A 17,585-nucleotide genomic window follows, 5' to 3' on the forward strand; every position below is an offset into this window, starting at 1 on the left:
TTTAGGAATTTTAAATACTACTTGAAACTTGCTTCTCTTTGTGTTCACGAGCGGGACGCTCGCGCTAGCGGGGGCATGGTATTTAATATGATGTAATTTTATTCCAAATTCTTGCCAAAAAACCTTCTTTATTAGCTTTAGAAATAATTGTAATATAGCTAGTTTCTTCTTGTTTTAATTCGATTTGATTTATTGGAATTAATTTTAATTCACTATCGGTATAAACTATTAAATTCTTTTTTTCTTTGTCAAGGTATAGAGATCTTATTTCGCTTGTTAAATCTACTATAACTTCTCGGAGTATTTTTTGTTCACGTTTATCGATAAAAAGTAGTATTTTTCCTTTGCCTACAAGAATAATATTTTCATTTGTAAAAGTTAGAAAACTTAAAGCATGTTGTGATGTATATTGTGAAATATCTATTTCCCAAATTTTATTGATTTCCCCATCTTCAAATGAATAATATTCTAAATCATTAGGAAATGATACAATAAATTCATTGTCATTAAAAGCAAAGTCACTAGAAGTATTTTCCCATTCTTTAAAAAAGGTATGGATAAAACTAATGCTTAAATCATTTTTAAGATTATATAAATTAAAATAGGTTTCTTGATCATAACTCATAAAGGAAATTAAATTTTCATTCTGATTTATTTTTGGAAAAAGAGTTCCATCTTCGGCTTTAGTTCTGCTGATTATTTTGAAATCTTTTGATAGTAAAACTATTTCCCAATTTTGGGAACTTCCAATATATAAACCTTTTGAAGGAAGATATGTGATTTGATCTAAAACTAGATCATTTGGTAATTTTATAGAACGAGTAAGATTAAAAGTTTTTTGTTCAAGAATGAGTAATTGATTATCACCTGTTGGAACAATAACATGGTTACTTTCATCAAAAGTAAAGTTCCTTATTGTTGAAGTATCAATATTTACAATTTGATCAACGATTAATTTATCATCTTGTTTTAGATATCGTATAAGGTTAGAGTTTTTAGTTAATGCAATAAACCAATCTGATTTAAACGAACTTTGTTTTATAAAAAAGATTCTTTGATAGACATAATCCTCTTTTACGATATTTTCTACTTTATTAGAAATTAATTCAATATAATGGTTTCTAAAATGATTTAAAATATTTTCGCATTTTCCTTGTTTTGCCAAATAGTAGGGCGTTCTCTGACTATTATCTTTTCTCCATTCACATCCGTTATTATATGCAAAATCAAACACAGTTGGCAAATCAAGCCAAGCTAATTTATGGAGTAAATTACTGTTGTTGTTATCGCAGCCATTTAGATCAATCTTATGATTTAAATAGATCATTATAGATTCAATTGACTTACATTTTAAATATTGAGGTTCATTTTGATCAATTTGCGCTCCATTAGTTATTAATAAATCAATTATTTTAACTTTATCATTAGATGTCGCGACAAAAAGTTCTTTATCATTCATCGTTGCACCATTATCGAGAAGATATTTTGCAATTTCGTAATTTTCTGCCCAGCATAATGGAGTTGCGTATACACCACTTCTTTCAGCATTTACATTTGCATTTTTTTTAATCAGGTATTTAACCATTTCAAAATTACCACTTAATGCAGCAGTGTGTAAAGGAGTGTCATCCATCCAGCCTTTTAAATGAATTTCTTCAGGGTTTTTCTTTAAATAATGGATTGCTTCGGAATTTTGATGTTCTTTGATAAGAGTGAAAATTTCTGGCGTTTGAGTATGGTCTTTTTGATAGATGTTCATCTTAAAAAAATTGATATTATGCACGTTTTTTAAAACTTGTCTAATGTAAATATAAAAACCACAAATCACACATAGATATTTGTGTAACTTGTAGTTTAAAATTTTGTAAAGGGACAAGCTTTTAGCTCAAAAACATCTTCAACTCCTCATAACCCTTAATCTTCACACTAACTTTCTCCTCATTTATAACACTCTCAATCTGTTCCGGAATCGGAATCGTAATTCCTAGCGCCGGTTCAACCACATCTAAGAATTTAATAGGATGAGCGGTTTCTAAGAAAATACCAATGGTGTTAGGGTGTTTTTCCAGTTCTTTTTTTAAACCTAGATAACCAACAGCACCATGTGGTTCTGCAATATAACCGTTTGTGTTATAAATATTTTTTAGAGCAATAAGGGTTTCTTCGTCAGTATAGCTATAAGATGAGAAGTCTTTTTCGAAAGCTTTTAAGTCGTTGTTGTACAATTCCTGAATTCTAATAAAGTTGCTTGGGTTACCAACGTCCATAGCGTTGGAGATTGTCGCTTTAGAAGGTTTTGGGTCGTATTTACCGCTTTCTAAGAATCTTGGTATCGTGTCGTTTACGTTGGTGGATGCTACAAAATGTTCGATAGGCAATCCTAATCTCTTTGCCATAATTCCGGCACAGATATTCCCGAAGTTTCCACTTGGGCAAGAGAAAACCAGTGGTTTGTTTTGGCTCTTCAAAGCTTTATAAGCAAAGAAAAAATAGAACATTTGTGGCAACCAGCGCGCAATATTAATCGAATTGGCCGAAGTCAGGTTTTTATGCGCTAAAGTTTCATCTAAAAAGGCTTTTTTAACCATATCCTGACAATCGTCAAAAACACCATCAACTTCAAGGGCTTTTATGTTTTGTCCTAAAGTAGTCAATTGTTTTTCCTGAATGTCGCTCACCTTTCCTGACGGATATAAAATCACCACATCGACACCGTCAACGCCTAAAAAACCACTGGCAACCGCTCCGCCTGTATCTCCGGAAGTGGCCACAAGAACAGTGTTTTTAGCGTCTTTATTGTCTCTGTTGAAGTACCCCAGACAGCGTGACATAAAACGTGCTCCAACGTCTTTGAAAGCCATCGTAGGGCCGTGGAATAATTCTAAGGAGTAGATTCCGTCTTCGACTTTCACTACCGGAAAATCAAAAACTAAAGTATCCGCAATGATTTCTTTTAATTTGTCTGCCGGTATTTCATCGCCAACGAATTGTTTGATCGCTTCAAAAGCAATGTGCTCGTGGCTTAAATTTTCAATTTCATCAAAAAACGAAGGGTCTAAAGGAGTGATTTTTTCAGGGAAATATAATCCTTTATCACTGGCGAGTCCTTGTATTACCGCTTCCTGAAACGAAACCTTTGGGGCGTTATGGTTTAAACTGTAGTATTTCATTTTTTTAGTGCTTTAGGCTTTTTTGCTTTAAGCTTTAGGCAATAAGCTTTAAGCTTTTGTCTTGTTTGCAATTCATAGCCTTTAAATTATTCAAATATTTTTAATCGCATTTTTTGTCAGGCTGAGCGAAGTCGAAGCCAGGGCAAAGAATTACGCAATGGTTTTAAGCTTATTGCCTAAAGCCTATTGCTTAAAGCGTCCCGTCTTAAAGGACGCGGACACCATCCGGATTAATTTTCGAAACGTGAATTTCATACGGTAAATTCATTTTTTCGTAAACGTCGCTCATGGCTTTGGCGATTTGGTTTGCAGTTTCTTCTCCACGGCTTAAAGCGAAGATAGAAGGACCGGAACCTGAAATTCCTGAACCCAATGCACCGTTTTCAAGTGCTGTTTGTTTGATTTGGTCGAATCCCGGGATCAAAACACTTCGTAAAGGCTCCACAATTTCGTCGTGAAGCGAACGTCCGATTAAGTCGTAATCTTTGGTGTATAATCCTGCGACCAATCCGCCTACATTTCCCCATTGCATGATGGCACTTTTTAGCGAAACGTTTTGTTTTAGTACCGAACGTGCATCCGAAGTTTTCAATTCAATTTGAGGATGAACGACAGTTGCGAACAATTCTTCAGGGCTGTCAATTCGGATAATGTCTAAGGGACTATAACTTCTTACCAAAGTAAAACCGCCTAAAAGGGCAGGAGCAACGTTATCGGCATGAGCGTTTCCGCTGGCTAATTTTTCACCCTGCATGGCAAATTGCACCAAATCCTTGCGGGAATAAGGGCGCCCCAGAAGCTCATTGATTCCAAAAACCGCTCCCGCAGAACTCGCAGCACTGCTTCCGATTCCGCTTCCGGCTTTGATATGTTTGTAAATTTCAATTTCAAATCCGCAATCTACGTCAAGTGTCTCCAACATGGCCAAAGCTGCGACCCCCGAAACGTTTTTCTCGGTCTCTAAAGGCAAATCGGCTCCCTCAATTTTGGTAATTCGAATTCCTTTTTGAGCTACTTTTCGAACAATCATTTCGTCGCCCGCATTATCCAGGCAAAGTCCCAATACGTCAAATCCACAGGAGAGATTAGCGATTGTGGCCGGGCAAAATAGTTTTATTTGTGTCATTATTTAGTTGTTTCAGGTTTCAAGTTTTAAGTTTCAAGTTGCTGGAACCTGAAACTTGAAACTTGAAACAAAAAATTATATATTTCCAATTCGAATCACATCCGCAAAAATTCCCGATGCGGTAACGGCTGCACCTGCACCTGCACCTTTGATTAGCAAAGGCTGATCTACGTAGCGATCGGTGTAGAAAAGTACAATATTGTCTTTTCCTTCCAGATTGTAAAAAGGATGCTCTTTTGGAATGAATTGCAGACCAACACTTGCTTTTCCGTTTTCGAATTGTGCTACATATTTCAATCTGGAATCTTTGCTTACTGCTTCGTCGTAGATTTTTGAAAAATGAGGAGCATGTTGTGTTAAAGAAGCAAAGAAATCTTCGTTGTTAGTTGTGGCAAGACATTCCGCTGGCAGGAACGATTCGTTGGTGATGGCGTCAATATCCATTTCGTAACCGCTTTCGCGAATCAGGATCAGGATTTTACGCGCTACGTCGATTCCGCTTAAGTCAATTTTCGGATCTGGCTCTGTGAAACCTTGTACTCCGGCTTCTTTTACCACATCGTGAAAAGAATTGTCTTTATCGAAATTGTTGAAAATGAAGTTCAGACTTCCGGATAAAACCGCCTGAATTTTATGTACTTTATCACCCGAAGCGATTAAGTTTTTCACGGTATCAATAATAGGCAATCCAGCTCCAACATTGGTTTCAAATAAAAATGGAGCATTGTACTGAAGGGATAAATTCTTTAATTTTTTATAATTATCATAGGCAGATGAACAGGCAATTTTGTTGCAGGTAACCACCGCAATACTTTGTTTTAAGAAATTTTCGTAGGTTTCAGACACGCTTGCACTTGCAGTAATATCAACAAAGATGCTGTTACGCAAGTTTAGTTCCTTTGCACGGGCGATGAAAGCTTCTTTATTAGCCTTTTCACCTTGATCTAAAGCCGATTGCCAGTCTTTTAACGAAATTCCGTCCTCTTCAAAAAACATTTTTCTGGAATTTGACAACGCGATCACACGAACGTTAATCTTCAAATTATCTTTTAAAAACTTTCTTTGATTGTGAATTTGTTCGATGAATTTTTCACCCACATTTCCAACACCCATCACAAACAAATTGAGCTGTTTGGTGTTTTCTTCAAAGAAATTTTCGTGCAGCGTATTCAATGCTTTCTTAACATCCCTTTCGTTAATTACAGTTGAGATATTACGCTCAGAGGCTCCTTGTGCAATAGCACGGATGTTGACATTGTTTTTTCCTAAAGTGCTAAACATTCTACCGCTTAAACCTTGATGATTCTTCATGTTTTCGCCCACCAAAGCGATAATGCACAGGTCTTTTTCGACGATACAGGGATCAACTTTATTTTGCGAAATTTCGACTTCAAAGGCTCTGTTGATGGCAGCCTCGGCATTATCTGCATCCGAATTCAGGATTCCAATACAAATGGAATGCTCAGAAGAAGCCTGAGTGATAAAAATAACGTTGATTTTTTCCTGGGACAGTACTTCAAACAAACGTTTTGACGAACCTGAAACTCCAATCATTCCAGGACCTTCAAGTGTTACCATTGAAATATTATCGATATGACTGATTCCTTTTACAACCGTATCTTTTGATAAAACCTGATCTGAAATTAAGGTTCCTTCAGCTTCCGGTTCAAAAGTATTTTTGATTAAAATTGGAATGTTTTTTCTTAAAACGGGCTGAATCGTTGGCGGATACAGCACTTTGGCACCAAAATGTGATAATTCCATAGCTTCCTGATAAGAGATTGTTGCAATAGGGTGGGCCTGTTTAACGATTTTTGGATTGGCCGTAAACATTCCGTTCACGTCAGTCCAGATTTCTAATTGTTCCGCTTCAAGTGCTCCGGCAACAATAGCAGCGGTATAATCAGAACCTCCACGGCCCAAGGTAGTGGCGATTCCGTCAAGAGTTTGAGAAATAAATCCCGGAAGAATATTAATTTTAGATTTATTTTCGGCAAAATACGTTCTGATCAATTGGTTGGAAACTTCAAAATTTACAACCGCTTTTCCAAAGTTATTGTCGGTTTTAATCAGTTCGCGGCTGTCTTTGTAAACCGCATTTTTATCAATTTGCTGATACGCCTGCGCAATGATGTAAGACGAAAGTAATTCTCCAAAACTTAAAATAGTGTCGGCAGTTCTGGGAGATAACTCACCCAGTAAGAAACAACCGTCTAACAAAGTTTCTAAATGATTGATGATTCTTTTTACATGGCTCAACAAACTGCTTTGTTCGCTGACCGGGATAAGTACTTTTAAAGTGTCAAGGTGTTTTTTCTCAATTTCGCCCACAATTTCTCTGAAGCTTTCGTCATTTGCTGCTGCTTTTGCTGCTGCCAATTGCAGTAAATCAGTGACTTTGCTTAAGGCTGATACCACAACAACCAATTGGCTCTGCTTCGATTTTTGATTTATGATTTCGAGAACTAATTTTATATTTTGTGCATTGGCAACCGAAGTTCCGCCAAATTTTAATACTTTCATTTTTGATGTTTTTAATAAGGCGCAAAGATTTTTAGTAACAAAGGTTCAAAGGTTATCAACTTTGAACCGAAACTGAAAACTGCGACTATTTTTTTCTTTGTAAATGTTTTTTATGTATCCAATAACTCTCTTCTTTTTAGAAAAAAAGTACTAGGTAACCTGAGTGATATGTAAAATGTATACCCCTAAGGGGTAGTAATTGTTGTAGTTGAAATTGTAATAGCAGCGATTGCAACTCTGGTTTGAGTTGTTAGTGTAGAATGATATTTTACGCTGTTACTTTTCATTTTGGTTTTTCAAAAGTACAGTTTTTTATAAAAGTTAAAAATCTTTCCGGTCTTTTTATGAATATTTTAAAAATTCAAAATTCAGCAAATCAATATTGAGCTTTTTGTCAGAATTGTGTGTATTAAATTGATGGATTCATATAATTATTGAAGCTTATCTTTAAAAGAGATATGATTAATAGTCTGATTTTTAATCTCGAAAAACATTGAAAAGCGTCATTAGTCTATAAAATCGGTAGGAATTAATTGCTTTTGCTGTTTTCTTGTTAAAAAACAGAGGAGTTCTTTTATGATAAAAAGATGCCCTTGGTTTTGTCTGATTACTATTGTGAAAAGAGCAAAATCGGGGAATTCGTGAGAATCATTTTTTAATTATTAGGAATAAATGTTGCTTTTTAATATTGATTTGCTGAATTTTGAAGTCTTAAAATTTAAACAGCATGAAAGAAATTCATTATATAAGCACAGAAACCCTAAGTTTAGAAGCTTTACAGGAAATTATTGTCAATCAAAAAACACTTGAATTATCAGAAGAAGCAAAGGTAAACGTTCAAAAATGTCGTGATTATCTCGATAAAAAAATGGCTTCACATTCTGAACCTATTTACGGAATCAATACAGGTTTTGGCTCGCTTTGTAATGTGAAAATTTCGAATGAAAATTTATCGAAACTTCAGGAGAATCTTGTAAAATCGCATGCTTGCGGAACAGGAGAAGAGGTTCCGGCCGAAATTGTAAAATTGATGCTGTTGCTTAAGATCCAATCGTTGAGCTACGGACATTCAGGAGTTCAATTGCAGACTTTAGAGCGTTTGGTGGATTTTTACAATAATGATATTCTTCCGGTGATTTATACTCAGGGATCCTTAGGGGCTTCGGGAGATTTGGCACCTTTGGCACATTTATCATTACCTTTATTAGGTGAGGGTGAGGTTCTTTTTGAAGGTAAAAAAACAACTGCAGCCGAAGTTTTAAAACATTTTAACTGGGAACCAATTGTTTTACAGTCTAAAGAAGGTTTGGCTTTATTAAATGGAACTCAGTTCATGAGTGCGTACGGAGCACATATTTTATTAAAAGCATATAAATATTCTTATTTGGCAGATTTGATCGGAGCAATTTCATTAGAAGGTTTTGATGGAAGAATTGAGCCTTTTAACGAATTGATCCATTTTATACGTCCTCACAAAGGACAGATTGTAACGGCACAGCGCCTTACTGAATTTTTGGAAGGAAGCGAAATTATTGCTCAGGAGAAAAAACACGTACAGGATCCGTATTCTTTCCGTTGCATGCCTCAGGTTCACGGTGCTTCAAAAGACGCCATTGATTACGTTAGAAAAGTATTCAAAACCGAAATCAACTCTGTTACAGACAATCCTAATATCTTCATTGAAGCAGATCAGATTATCTCAGGAGGAAATTTCCACGGACAGCCTTTAGCTTTGGCTTTGGATTTTATAGCAATCGCTTTGGCAGAACTAGGCAGTATTTCTGAAAGAAGAACGTATCAGTTAATTTCAGGATTGCGTAATCTTCCGGCATTTTTGGTAGATAATCCGGGATTGAATTCAGGATTTATGATTCCGCAATACACAGCGGCAAGTATCGCAAGTCAGAACAAACAATTGGCTACACCTTCGAGTATAGATAGTATTGTTTCAAGTAACGGACAGGAAGATCACGTAAGTATGGGAGCAAACGGAGCCACAAAAGCATTACGTGTTATGGACAACTTAGAGCGTATTTTAGCTATCGAATTGATGAACGCTTCACAGGCGATTGCTTACAGAGAACCTTTGAAATCAAGTGATTTTATTGAAACATTCTTAAGCAGTTACAGAGAAGTGGTGCCTTTGGTTAAAGAAGACAGAATCCTGCATTATGATATTGAAAAAACAGTTGAATTCCTTGACAGTTTTCAAATTGAAAACGATTTGTTAACAATGGCTTAACATGGCAAAATAATATTGAAGTAATTTTGCACTATCAAAAATATAAAAATGTCAATAAACAGTATTTTCCAATTTTTAGTGCCGAAAGACAAGAAATTCTTTCCACTTTTTGAAGAGGCTTCAAGCAATCTAATTGAGTTAGCTTCTAATTTACACGAAGCTGTAAACCTTCCATTGAAAGAAAGAGAAGTTCTTTTTCAAAAAATTGATGAGTTAGAGCAAAAAGGAGAAGACATTACACGTCAAACCAATCTTGAATTGAGTAGAAATTTTATTACTCCATTTGACAGAGAGGATATTCATACATTGATTACTTCAATTGATAACGTTGCCGATTACCTTCATGGTGCGGCAAGTAGAATGAAATTATATCAGGTAGATAAGATTACAAAGTCAATCAGAAAGATGACCGAAATTAACCTTGAAGCTTGTCAGAACATCGACAGTGCTGTAAAAGAGTTAAGTAACTTAAAAAACATGAACATTATCAAAGAAGCTTGTGCCAGAATTAATAAATTGGAGAACAAGTCGGATAACGTTTATAACAAAGCAGTTTTTGAAATTTTTGAAAACGAAACAGACGCAAAAAATATCATTAAGTATAAAGAAGTGTTATCTGTTTTAGAATCAGCAACAGACAAATGTAAGAGTGTTGCGAACATACTGGAATCTATTTCTGTAAAACATTCTTAATTCAATTTATTTCATTCTGAAGTTATAATTTATGACGCTACTTATAATTATTATAGTATTAGCTTTAATTTTTGATTACATCAACGGTTTTCATGATGCGGCAAATGCTATAGCGACTGTTGTTGCGACCAAGGTTCTGACGCCTTTTCAGGCCGTTCTTTGGGCAGCATTTTTTAACTTTCTGGCCTATTGGGTTTTTGGATTTGGTGTTGCCGATACGGTTGCTAAAACAGCGCACACCATGGAAATTAACCTTGTTGTAATCCTCGCAGGAGTTATAGCAGCTATTTGTTGGAATTTATTGACTTGGTGGTTAGGGATTCCTTCAAGTTCTTCTCATACGCTGATTGGTGGTTTTGCCGGAGCAGCAATTGCTCATGCGATCGCTGTACATGGATTTTCAGGTTATGTGGGCGAAGACGGAACAACGCATTACTGGTACGAAATCGTAAGCTGGTACAAGGCTGGTAAAGAAGGAGCAATGCCTTCAGGAGTACTTATTATTATCGCTTTTATTGTATTGGCGCCATTATTGGGAGCATTGGCTTCTTACTTGATTTCGATCTGGTTGTTGAATGCTTCACGTAAAAGTATTGGGCCAAAAATATTTACTGTAGCACTGATGATTGCGACAATCTGGATGGTGAGCAGTTTAATGATTCCTTATTCAGAGATTGTTGAGCATGGAAAACCACGTTTTGAGTCTCATTTTTGGAGTGTAGCTTTTGATCCGCATAATATTAAATGGTTTTTAGTTGCTTTTATCATCTTAACCGTAAGTTTGTTTTGTTTGATATTCAGTAGTTTAAATCTTCATCAGGCAGATGCTGCTTTGAAAAAAATGCAATTATTATCTTCTGCGGCTTTTAGTTTAGGTCACGGAGGGAATGATTCTCAAAAAGTAATGGGTATTATTGCAGCTGCGGTAGCGGTTTATATCAACACTAATCCTGGTGTACACATGGATTCCTGGTTAGATGTTGTTTTGCCAAACGATGATTTAGGGGTAAAAGGAGTAATGCCGGGATGGATTCCTTTGGCTTGTTATTCTGCAATTGCAGCGGGAACTTTAAGTGGTGGATGGAAGATTGTCAAAACAATGGGTTCCAAAATCACAAAAGTAAGTTCGTTTGAAGGAGTTGCAGCCGAAACTGCAGGAGCTTTAACGCTTTATTTTACAGAACACTTAAAAATTCCGGTAAGTACAACACATACGATTACGGGTTCTATTATTGGAGTTGGATTAACAAAACGTGTTTCTGCAGTTCGTTGGGGAGTTACCGTTAGTTTAATCTGGGCATGGATACTAACCATTCCAATTTCAGCAATATTAGCCGGTTTGGTTTACTTTGTATTGAGTGTGTTTATTTAGTAAAATGATTATTGTAAAATGTGAGATGTAAATCACATTTTCTTAATATATTTTAAAGCCGATTTCAATTTGAAATCGGCTTTTTTGTTTGGTATGATGGGTTGTTTTGAAATTATAATGTATTTATATTTACTCAAAAATAAAGAAATACAGATTGGAAACAGAGCTATTGAATCAGATAGAAAGAATAAAAAGGAAGTTGATCCTGGCGAAAAATGCAGACAAGGATTTGCAAGTGTTTGGGGCTGACAGTCATAAATATATTGTAAAAGAAACGGTAAATAAAGATAAAATCTTAGCGTTTGAGAAGGAGTATGATGTACAGCTTCCAGAGGATTATAGAGCATTTTTAGTACACGTTGGCAACGGAGGGATCTCCTATGAGAATTCCGCTGCAGGACCTGGTTACGGGATATTTCCGTTTGGAGAAAATGTCGACGAATTCGTTTCTGAGAATGCAAAAAAATACCTGAAAGAAGATTGTAAGCTGGATCTAACAATGTCTGACTCATTTTGGGAGGATTTAAACAGGATCATAGAAGAAAATGATGAGATTTCGAATGAAGATTTTTATGCTGAATTAGGAAAGATATTTTCGGGATTATTGCCTATCGGTACTCAAGGATGTACTTATTATTACGCTCTTGTTTTAAACGGTGAATGGAAAGGCCGGATTGTTAATGTTGATATCGAGAGACAGAAACCTTTCTTTGTTTTTGAATCTAATTTTTTAGATTGGTACGAAAGATGGCTTGATGAAATTATTCCCGAAAGTACAATGGCAAAGGAACCGGATTTATTTCGCTATACATTAGGAGGATTGTCAGGTTATATTTTAGAAGTGTATTTTTCTACGGAGGATAAAGAAGTTAAAATGGAGTGTTTGAACGGAGTTTTAAAAAAGAACACTGTAGGGTCTGAAATTCTTACTGTTTTAGAAGAGCAGTATAAGGTAAGCTCAGGAGAAATTCAAAAAACAATACTTCAGGTACTTGCTAAGTTTGATTATGAGCGTTCAAAACTTTATTTGCTTGATTTTGCAAAAGAGAATTTACTGGCTGTCTTTCAGTTTGTATTTTGGTACGCAAAAGACAAAAGTGCGGACTGGATAGAGGTTATAAAAGCAAATGCTGATACGATTGAAGATGATGAAACCTTTAGATTTTGTACTTATTTGTTAAAAGAAACGAAGTTGGATTATGGTGAAATTATTGTCCCGTTTATGTTTAATAAAAGTGAAGAAATACGAGTGAGTGCTTATTATGCACTTGGTCAAATGGGTAATAAAAACAAGTATCTCAGTGTTTTTATCGAAGGGCTTCAAGATAGTTCAAATAGAGTTATTCATGCAACTTTGCAGGCATTGGATGGGGTAGAGGATAAAAGGCTTTTAAAGCATTATAAGGCGATTGCAGAAAAATTTCTAAAAGAAAAAGATTATATTCTGGCAAATCTCAATCACAGATTAAAAGCGTATGGTTTGACAAATAAAACGATTAAGAAAATTAATACTGATTTTGAAACCGATAACCAGGGTAAGGAATTGTATTAATTTTGGAAAAAAAAGCTAGTTTCTTTATTGAAACTAGCTTTTTTTAGTAGGGGTTATTCTTTTGAAAATAAATAATCTTTTCCGTACTGTTTCAGAAGTATTTCTTTGTTCTATTTTTCTTCAAGCATAGAAGAATTACATTCGTTGTTGCTCTTCGCATAGCCTAAAGAGTAGCCGTGACAGATGTAAGTATGGTAGGGGTTATTTTTGTAAATTCTTTCTATTGTGTTTTCGCTTGTAATGTGTTTGTTTAAGATTCTGTTTGTCTTTTGAAATAATGCTAATGGTGCCGTCAATTTCAAGCATAGCAAGCTTTACATCAGTTAAATGCTCTAGGCCATGTTCGCGCGCCGCTTCTTTTAATTCTTCGTGCGAAATGTCTAGTTTGCTCAAAATTTTAAAATCCAATTCTCCATTATGAATCAGGATTTCAGGTTTATCCAGTAGTAAATTGCTGAGACCTTTGTATTTGTGTGTTAGTTTTTTGATGATGTAGTTGATGATAAATAATGCCAATGCAGCAACTAAGCCTCCCCAAAGACTAGTGTCCGGGCCAACCATGGCATTTTGAACGGAATTACTAATTAATAAAATCAGAATAATATCGGCTGTATTCAATTGTGAAAGCTCTTTTTTTCCAAAGATTCTCAAAGCGATAGTCATGAAAAAATAGACGGAGAGACTTCTTAAGATAATATCTAAATAGGGAGATAGCATCATTTCGTTATGATTTGAATTAAAAAAAAAACTTTGTCAAAGTAAAACCTCAACAAAGTTGCTAAATTAATGCTTAGACATTAGGTCTAAATGAATATTTTTACTGAAAAAGAATCGATTATAATTTAAAGTTCTTTTCAATCGCTTTAATCATTTCGCCTGCTACATCTTTGTTGGTGGCGCCTTCAATTCCTTCAAGTCCCGGAGAAGAGTTTACTTCAAGTAATAATGGCCCTTTAGAAGAACGAATAATGTCAACACCTGCTACTTTTAAGTCCATAGCTTTTGCGGCTTTTATGGCTATTTTTTTCTCTTCAGCAGTTACTTTTATGACAGATGCGGTTCCTCCCAAATGGATATTAGCCCGGAATTCACCTGGCATCGCTTCACGCTGTATTGCGGCTACCACTTTACCGTCGATCACAAAACAGCGAATATCTTTTCCGTTTGCTTCTTTAATGAATTCCTGAACAAGTATATTGGCATTTAAGCTCTTAAAGGCGTTGATAACACTTTCTGCTGCTTTTTTGGTTTCAGCTAAAACAACTCCTTTTCCCTGAGTTCCTTCCAGTAATTTTACGATTAAAGGAGAACCTCCAACCATCTTGATTAAATTGTCAGTATCGAGCGGAGAATTAGCAAATCCGGTCGTTGGGATATCGATTCCGCTGTTTAAAAGAAGCTGCAAAGAGTAAAGCTTGTCACGTGATTGAGTGATTGCTGACGCAGAGTTCAGTACAAAAACCTTCAGTGCTTCAAACTGACGTGTTAAAGCACAGCCGTAAAAAGTAATGCTTGGTCGGATTCTTGGAATTATAGCATCAAATTGGTTTAGTATTTTACCACCGCGATAATGAATTTCGGGAGTTTTGGCATCCAGCTTCATATAACATTCTTTGATGTTCAAAAAATGCATTTCATGTCCGCGCATTTCACCCGCTTCCATGATTCTTTTATTGCTGTACAATTCAGGATTACTTGCCAGAAGGCCAATTCTTAATCCGGAGGTTGCTTTTTCGGAATTTTGGTACAATTCTTTTAAGGCTTCAGGACTTGGTTGTCCCAAAAGATATTTTTCTTCTGGATCAACTAATACGCGTCCGCTCATGGCTTCACGACCTAAAAGCATTCGGAATCCCATAGAATCCCTGTTAGTTAGTGTCATTTCAATTGGCCATTTGATATCGCCAATTTTTAAATGCGTCTGAATTACATAACGATGTTCTCTAAATCCGCTTGAACTTTTTACAATTCTTTTGTCAACCAACGGAGCTTCACAGTGAATGATGGTTTTAATATTATTCTGAATTGGGTTAATGTCGAATTTTACCCAATTGGCATCATTTTTTATAAAAGGAGCTATGTTTATAGCGTGCATTGCCGAAGTTTTGGCACCGGAATCGACACGAGCCTTAATTGTCGGGATTCCTAGTTCTGGAAATGAGCACCATTCTTCGCTACCTAAAATGACTTTGTTTTGAAGCATACGTTGTTTTTTATTATAGAATTTAATGGCCAAAAATAGCTATTTGCTTTTATTAAAGGTAGCAAATTATTTAAAAAAAATACCCGTTATGTTATGAAAACGTAACGGGTATGTTATTCTTGTTATAAATTTAAACTAATCTATTGATTTGTTGGTTCTTCAGCTTTATGGATTTCTACAGAAAGTTCCTGAGAATCATCTTTAAGATCCATTAAGATTTCATCACCAGAATGTATTTTTGAAGTGATGATCTCCTCGGCTAATAGATCTTCAACATATTTCTGAATCGCTCTTTTTAGAGGTCTTGCGCCAAATTGTCTGTCGAAACCTTTTTCTGCAATAAAGGCTTTTGCTTTATCGGTAAGACTTAAGGTGTATCCTAATTCTGAAACTCGGCTGTACAATTTTTTAAGTTCAATTTCGATAATCAAGTCAATATCGGCTTTTTCTAAGGCATTGAATACGATTACATCATCAATTCTGTTTAAGAATTCAGGTGCGAAAGTTTTCTTCAATGCATTTTCGATAATGCTTTTTGAGTTTTCATCGGCCTGAGCCACTTTTGCAGCAGTTCCGAATCCGACACCTTGACCGAAATCTTTCAATTGACGCGCTCCAACGTTAGAAGTCATGATAATGATGGTGTTTTTAAAGTCGATTTTACGACCTAAACTATCCGTCAAATAGCCATCGTCCAAAACCTGAAGCATCATATTGAATACGTCCGGATGTGCTTTTTCGATTTCGTCTAAAAGAACTACACAGTATGGTTTTCTGCGTACTTTTTCAGTCAATTGACCACCTTCTTCGTATCCTACGTATCCCGGAGGCGCTCCAACTAAACGCGAGATCGCAAATTTCTCCATGTATTCACTCATATCGATACGGATTAACGCATCTTCTGAATCAAATAATTCTTTTGCTAATACTTTTGCCAATTGTGTTTTACCAACTCCAGTCTGGCCTAAGAAGATAAACGAACCAATTGGTTTGTTTGGATCTTTAAGTCCGGCTCTGTTACGCTGAATAGAACGTGCAATTTTTAAAACGGCTTCGTTTTGTCCGATTACTTTATTCTGAATTAGCTCAGGTAATTGAGCTAATTTGTTACTTTCGGTCTGTGCAATTCGGTTTACAGGAATTCCGGTCATCATCGAAACAACATCGGCTACATTGTCTTCTGTAACTTGAATTCTATTGTTTTTAGAGTCTTCTTCCCATTGTTCCTGAGCAGTAGCCAGGTCTTTTTCGATGCGTTTTTCATCATCGCGAAGTTTGGCAGCTTCTTCGTATTTCTGTTTTTTAACCACCATGTTTTTCATTTCGCGAACTTCTTCCAGTTGACGCTCCAAGTCTAAGATTTGCTTCGGAACATCAATGTTGGTAATGTGTACACGTGATCCGGCTTCGTCCAGAGCATCAATGGCTTTGTCTGGTAAGAAACGCTCAGACATATATCTGTTTGTTAATTTAACACAGGCTTCAATAGCTTCTTGAGTGTAAGTTACATTATGGTGATCTTCGTATTTGTCTTTTACATTGTTTAAGATGGCAATTGTTTCTTCAACAGAAGTTGGTTCGACAATTACTTTTTGAAAACGTCTTTCAAGGGCGCCATCTTTTTCAATATATTGTCGGTATTCGTCAAGAGTTGTAGCTCCAATACATTGGATTTCGCCTCTTGCCAAAGCAGGTTTGAACATGTTTGAAGCATCAAGTGAACCTGTTGCTCCACCTGCGCCTACAATGGTATGGATTTCGTCAATGAAAAGAATGATATCGTCGTTTTTTTCCAATTCGTTCATAACGGCTTTCATTCTTTCTTCAAACTGGCCGCGGTATTTTGTTCCGGCAACTAAGCTGGCAAGGTCAAGTGTAACCACGCGTTTGTGAAAAAGAATACGGGAAACTTTTTTCTGTATAATACGCAAAGCCAAACCTTCTGCAATAGCAGATTTACCAACTCCGGGCTCTCCGATAAGAAGAGGGTTGTTCTTTTTTCTACGGCTTAGAATTTGAGAAACACGTTCGATTTCTTTCTCGCGTCCTACAACCGGATCCAGTTTTCCTTCCTCGGCCATTTCTGTTAAATCTCTCCCAAAATTGTCCAGTACCGGAGTCTTGGATTTTTTGTTTGACTTATTGGCGGGATTGTTAAAACTGCTTTCTTTAAGACTGTCATCTTGTCCTGAATCGTCATTATACGATTCGTTTCTTGGCAAGTTTTCTAAGAATTCTTCTTCGTTTGGAGTCATATTTAAATATTGTTCTTTAGCTATGTCATAATCTATTTTTAGTTTATTCAATAGCTTGGTTGTTGGATCGTTTTCGTTTCGTAAGATGCATAGAAGCAGGTGCGCTGTGCTAATTGACGAGCTTTGAAATACTTTAGCCTCCAGAAAAGTGGTCTTCAGGGCTCTTTCCGCCTGACGCGTAAGATGAAGGTTTTTCTTTTCGGCATTTACTTCAACGCTTTGATTGGCCGGACTCAGTATTTCTACTTTCCTGCGTAAATGATCTAAATCGACTGCAAGGTTATTAAGTATATGAATAGCTTTTCCGTTTCCATCTCTTAAAATGCCTAGCATTAGATGCTCAGTACCAATAAAGTCGTGGCCCAAACGCAAGGCTTCCTCTTTACTGTAGGTAATAACATCTTTTACTCTTGGTGAAAAATTATCATCCATAATATATAATTGGTATT

11 protein-coding genes are annotated in these 17,585 nt (G+C 36.0%); 4 read left to right on the forward strand and 7 right to left on the reverse strand.

Annotated features, from left to right (window positions below):
* Window positions 1-82: 82 nt before the first annotated feature.
* The 4 genes from LNQ34_RS16795 to thrA all read right to left on the reverse strand — a co-directional run bounded on the left by LNQ34_RS16795 (window position 83) and on the right by thrA (window position 6,819).
* Complete coding sequence (locus LNQ34_RS16795; RefSeq protein WP_230000529.1) at window positions 83-1,759, reverse strand: ankyrin repeat domain-containing protein; 1,677 nt, start codon at window positions 1,757-1,759, stop codon at window positions 83-85.
* Between the two features lie 121 nt (window positions 1,760-1,880).
* The gene (gene thrC, locus LNQ34_RS16800; protein ID WP_230000530.1) at window positions 1,881-3,170 is read right to left on the reverse strand and encodes a threonine synthase; all 1,290 of its coding nucleotides are present in this window, start codon (window positions 3,168-3,170) and stop codon (window positions 1,881-1,883) included.
* 205 nt (window positions 3,171-3,375) lie between these two features.
* Entirely contained in the window at window positions 3,376-4,296 is a 921-nt protein-coding gene (locus LNQ34_RS16805; protein WP_202703839.1) for a homoserine kinase, read from the reverse strand.
* A 75-nt stretch (window positions 4,297-4,371) separates the two neighbouring features.
* Window positions 4,372-6,819 carry a bifunctional aspartate kinase/homoserine dehydrogenase I gene (gene thrA / locus LNQ34_RS16810; RefSeq protein WP_230000531.1) on the reverse strand — a complete coding sequence of 816 codons (2,448 nt, stop codon included), beginning with the start codon at window positions 6,817-6,819 and terminating at the stop codon, window positions 4,372-4,374.
* A 727-nt stretch (window positions 6,820-7,546) separates the two neighbouring features.
* On the opposite strand from thrA, the gene hutH reads away from it, so the two are divergent.
* The 4 genes from hutH (at window position 7,547) to LNQ34_RS16830 (ending at window position 12,678) form a co-directional block, all read left to right on the forward strand.
* A complete protein-coding gene (hutH, locus tag LNQ34_RS16815; RefSeq protein ID WP_202703837.1) occupies window positions 7,547-9,061 on the forward strand; it encodes a histidine ammonia-lyase in 1,515 nt (504 codons plus the stop codon).
* A gap of 48 nt (window positions 9,062-9,109) precedes the next feature.
* A complete protein-coding gene (locus LNQ34_RS16820; protein ID WP_017496503.1) occupies window positions 9,110-9,754 on the forward strand; it encodes a DUF47 domain-containing protein in 645 nt (214 codons plus the stop codon).
* A 31-nt stretch (window positions 9,755-9,785) separates the two neighbouring features.
* Complete coding sequence (locus tag LNQ34_RS16825; protein WP_202703836.1) at window positions 9,786-11,126, forward strand: inorganic phosphate transporter; 1,341 nt, start codon at window positions 9,786-9,788, stop codon at window positions 11,124-11,126.
* Window positions 11,127-11,280: 154 nt separating this feature from the next.
* On the forward strand, window positions 11,281-12,678 hold the full coding sequence (locus tag LNQ34_RS16830) for an SMI1/KNR4 family protein (RefSeq protein WP_230000532.1): 1,398 nt from the start codon (window positions 11,281-11,283) through the stop codon (window positions 12,676-12,678).
* 201 nt (window positions 12,679-12,879) lie between these two features.
* On the opposite strand, the gene LNQ34_RS16835 is transcribed toward LNQ34_RS16830, so the two are convergent.
* From LNQ34_RS16835 to LNQ34_RS16845, 3 genes are all read right to left on the reverse strand, one after another.
* Entirely contained in the window at window positions 12,880-13,395 is a 516-nt protein-coding gene (locus LNQ34_RS16835; protein WP_202703843.1) for a DUF421 domain-containing protein, read from the reverse strand.
* Between the two features lie 118 nt (window positions 13,396-13,513).
* Window positions 13,514-14,881: a 30S ribosomal protein S6--L-glutamate ligase gene (rimK, locus tag LNQ34_RS16840; protein WP_230000533.1), complete on the reverse strand. Its 1,368-nt coding sequence runs from the start codon at window positions 14,879-14,881 to the stop codon at window positions 13,514-13,516.
* Window positions 14,882-15,021: 140 nt separating this feature from the next.
* Window positions 15,022-17,568 carry an ATP-dependent Clp protease ATP-binding subunit gene (locus tag LNQ34_RS16845; protein ID WP_230000534.1) on the reverse strand — a complete coding sequence of 849 codons (2,547 nt, stop codon included), beginning with the start codon at window positions 17,566-17,568 and terminating at the stop codon, window positions 15,022-15,024.
* Window positions 17,569-17,585 lie beyond the last annotated feature (17 nt).

The organism is Flavobacterium lipolyticum, assembly GCF_020905335.1.
GTDB lineage: Bacteria > Bacteroidota > Bacteroidia > Flavobacteriales > Flavobacteriaceae > Flavobacterium > Flavobacterium lipolyticum.

Bases quoted from the DNA above. Each gene is read 5' to 3' on its own strand.
- LNQ34_RS16835 (WP_202703843.1), bottom strand. From the start codon at position 13,395: ATGCTATCTCCCTATTTAGATATTATCTTAAGAAGTCTCTCCGTCTAT.
- LNQ34_RS16845 (WP_230000534.1), bottom strand. From the start codon at position 17,568: ATGGATGATAATTTTTCACCAAGAGTAAAAGATGTTATTACCTACAGT.
- LNQ34_RS16825 (WP_202703836.1), top strand. From the start codon at position 9,786: ATGACGCTACTTATAATTATTATAGTATTAGCTTTAATTTTTGATTAC.
- LNQ34_RS16795 (WP_230000529.1), bottom strand. From the start codon at position 1,759: ATGAACATCTATCAAAAAGACCATACTCAAACGCCAGAAATTTTCACT.
- rimK (WP_230000533.1), bottom strand. From the start codon at position 14,881: ATGCTTCAAAACAAAGTCATTTTAGGTAGCGAAGAATGGTGCTCATTT.
- thrC (WP_230000530.1), bottom strand. From the start codon at position 3,170: ATGAAATACTACAGTTTAAACCATAACGCCCCAAAGGTTTCGTTTCAG.
- LNQ34_RS16820 (WP_017496503.1), top strand. From the start codon at position 9,110: ATGTCAATAAACAGTATTTTCCAATTTTTAGTGCCGAAAGACAAGAAA.
- LNQ34_RS16805 (WP_202703839.1), bottom strand. From the start codon at position 4,296: ATGACACAAATAAAACTATTTTGCCCGGCCACAATCGCTAATCTCTCC.
- hutH (WP_202703837.1), top strand. From the start codon at position 7,547: ATGAAAGAAATTCATTATATAAGCACAGAAACCCTAAGTTTAGAAGCT.
- thrA (WP_230000531.1), bottom strand. From the start codon at position 6,819: ATGAAAGTATTAAAATTTGGCGGAACTTCGGTTGCCAATGCACAAAAT.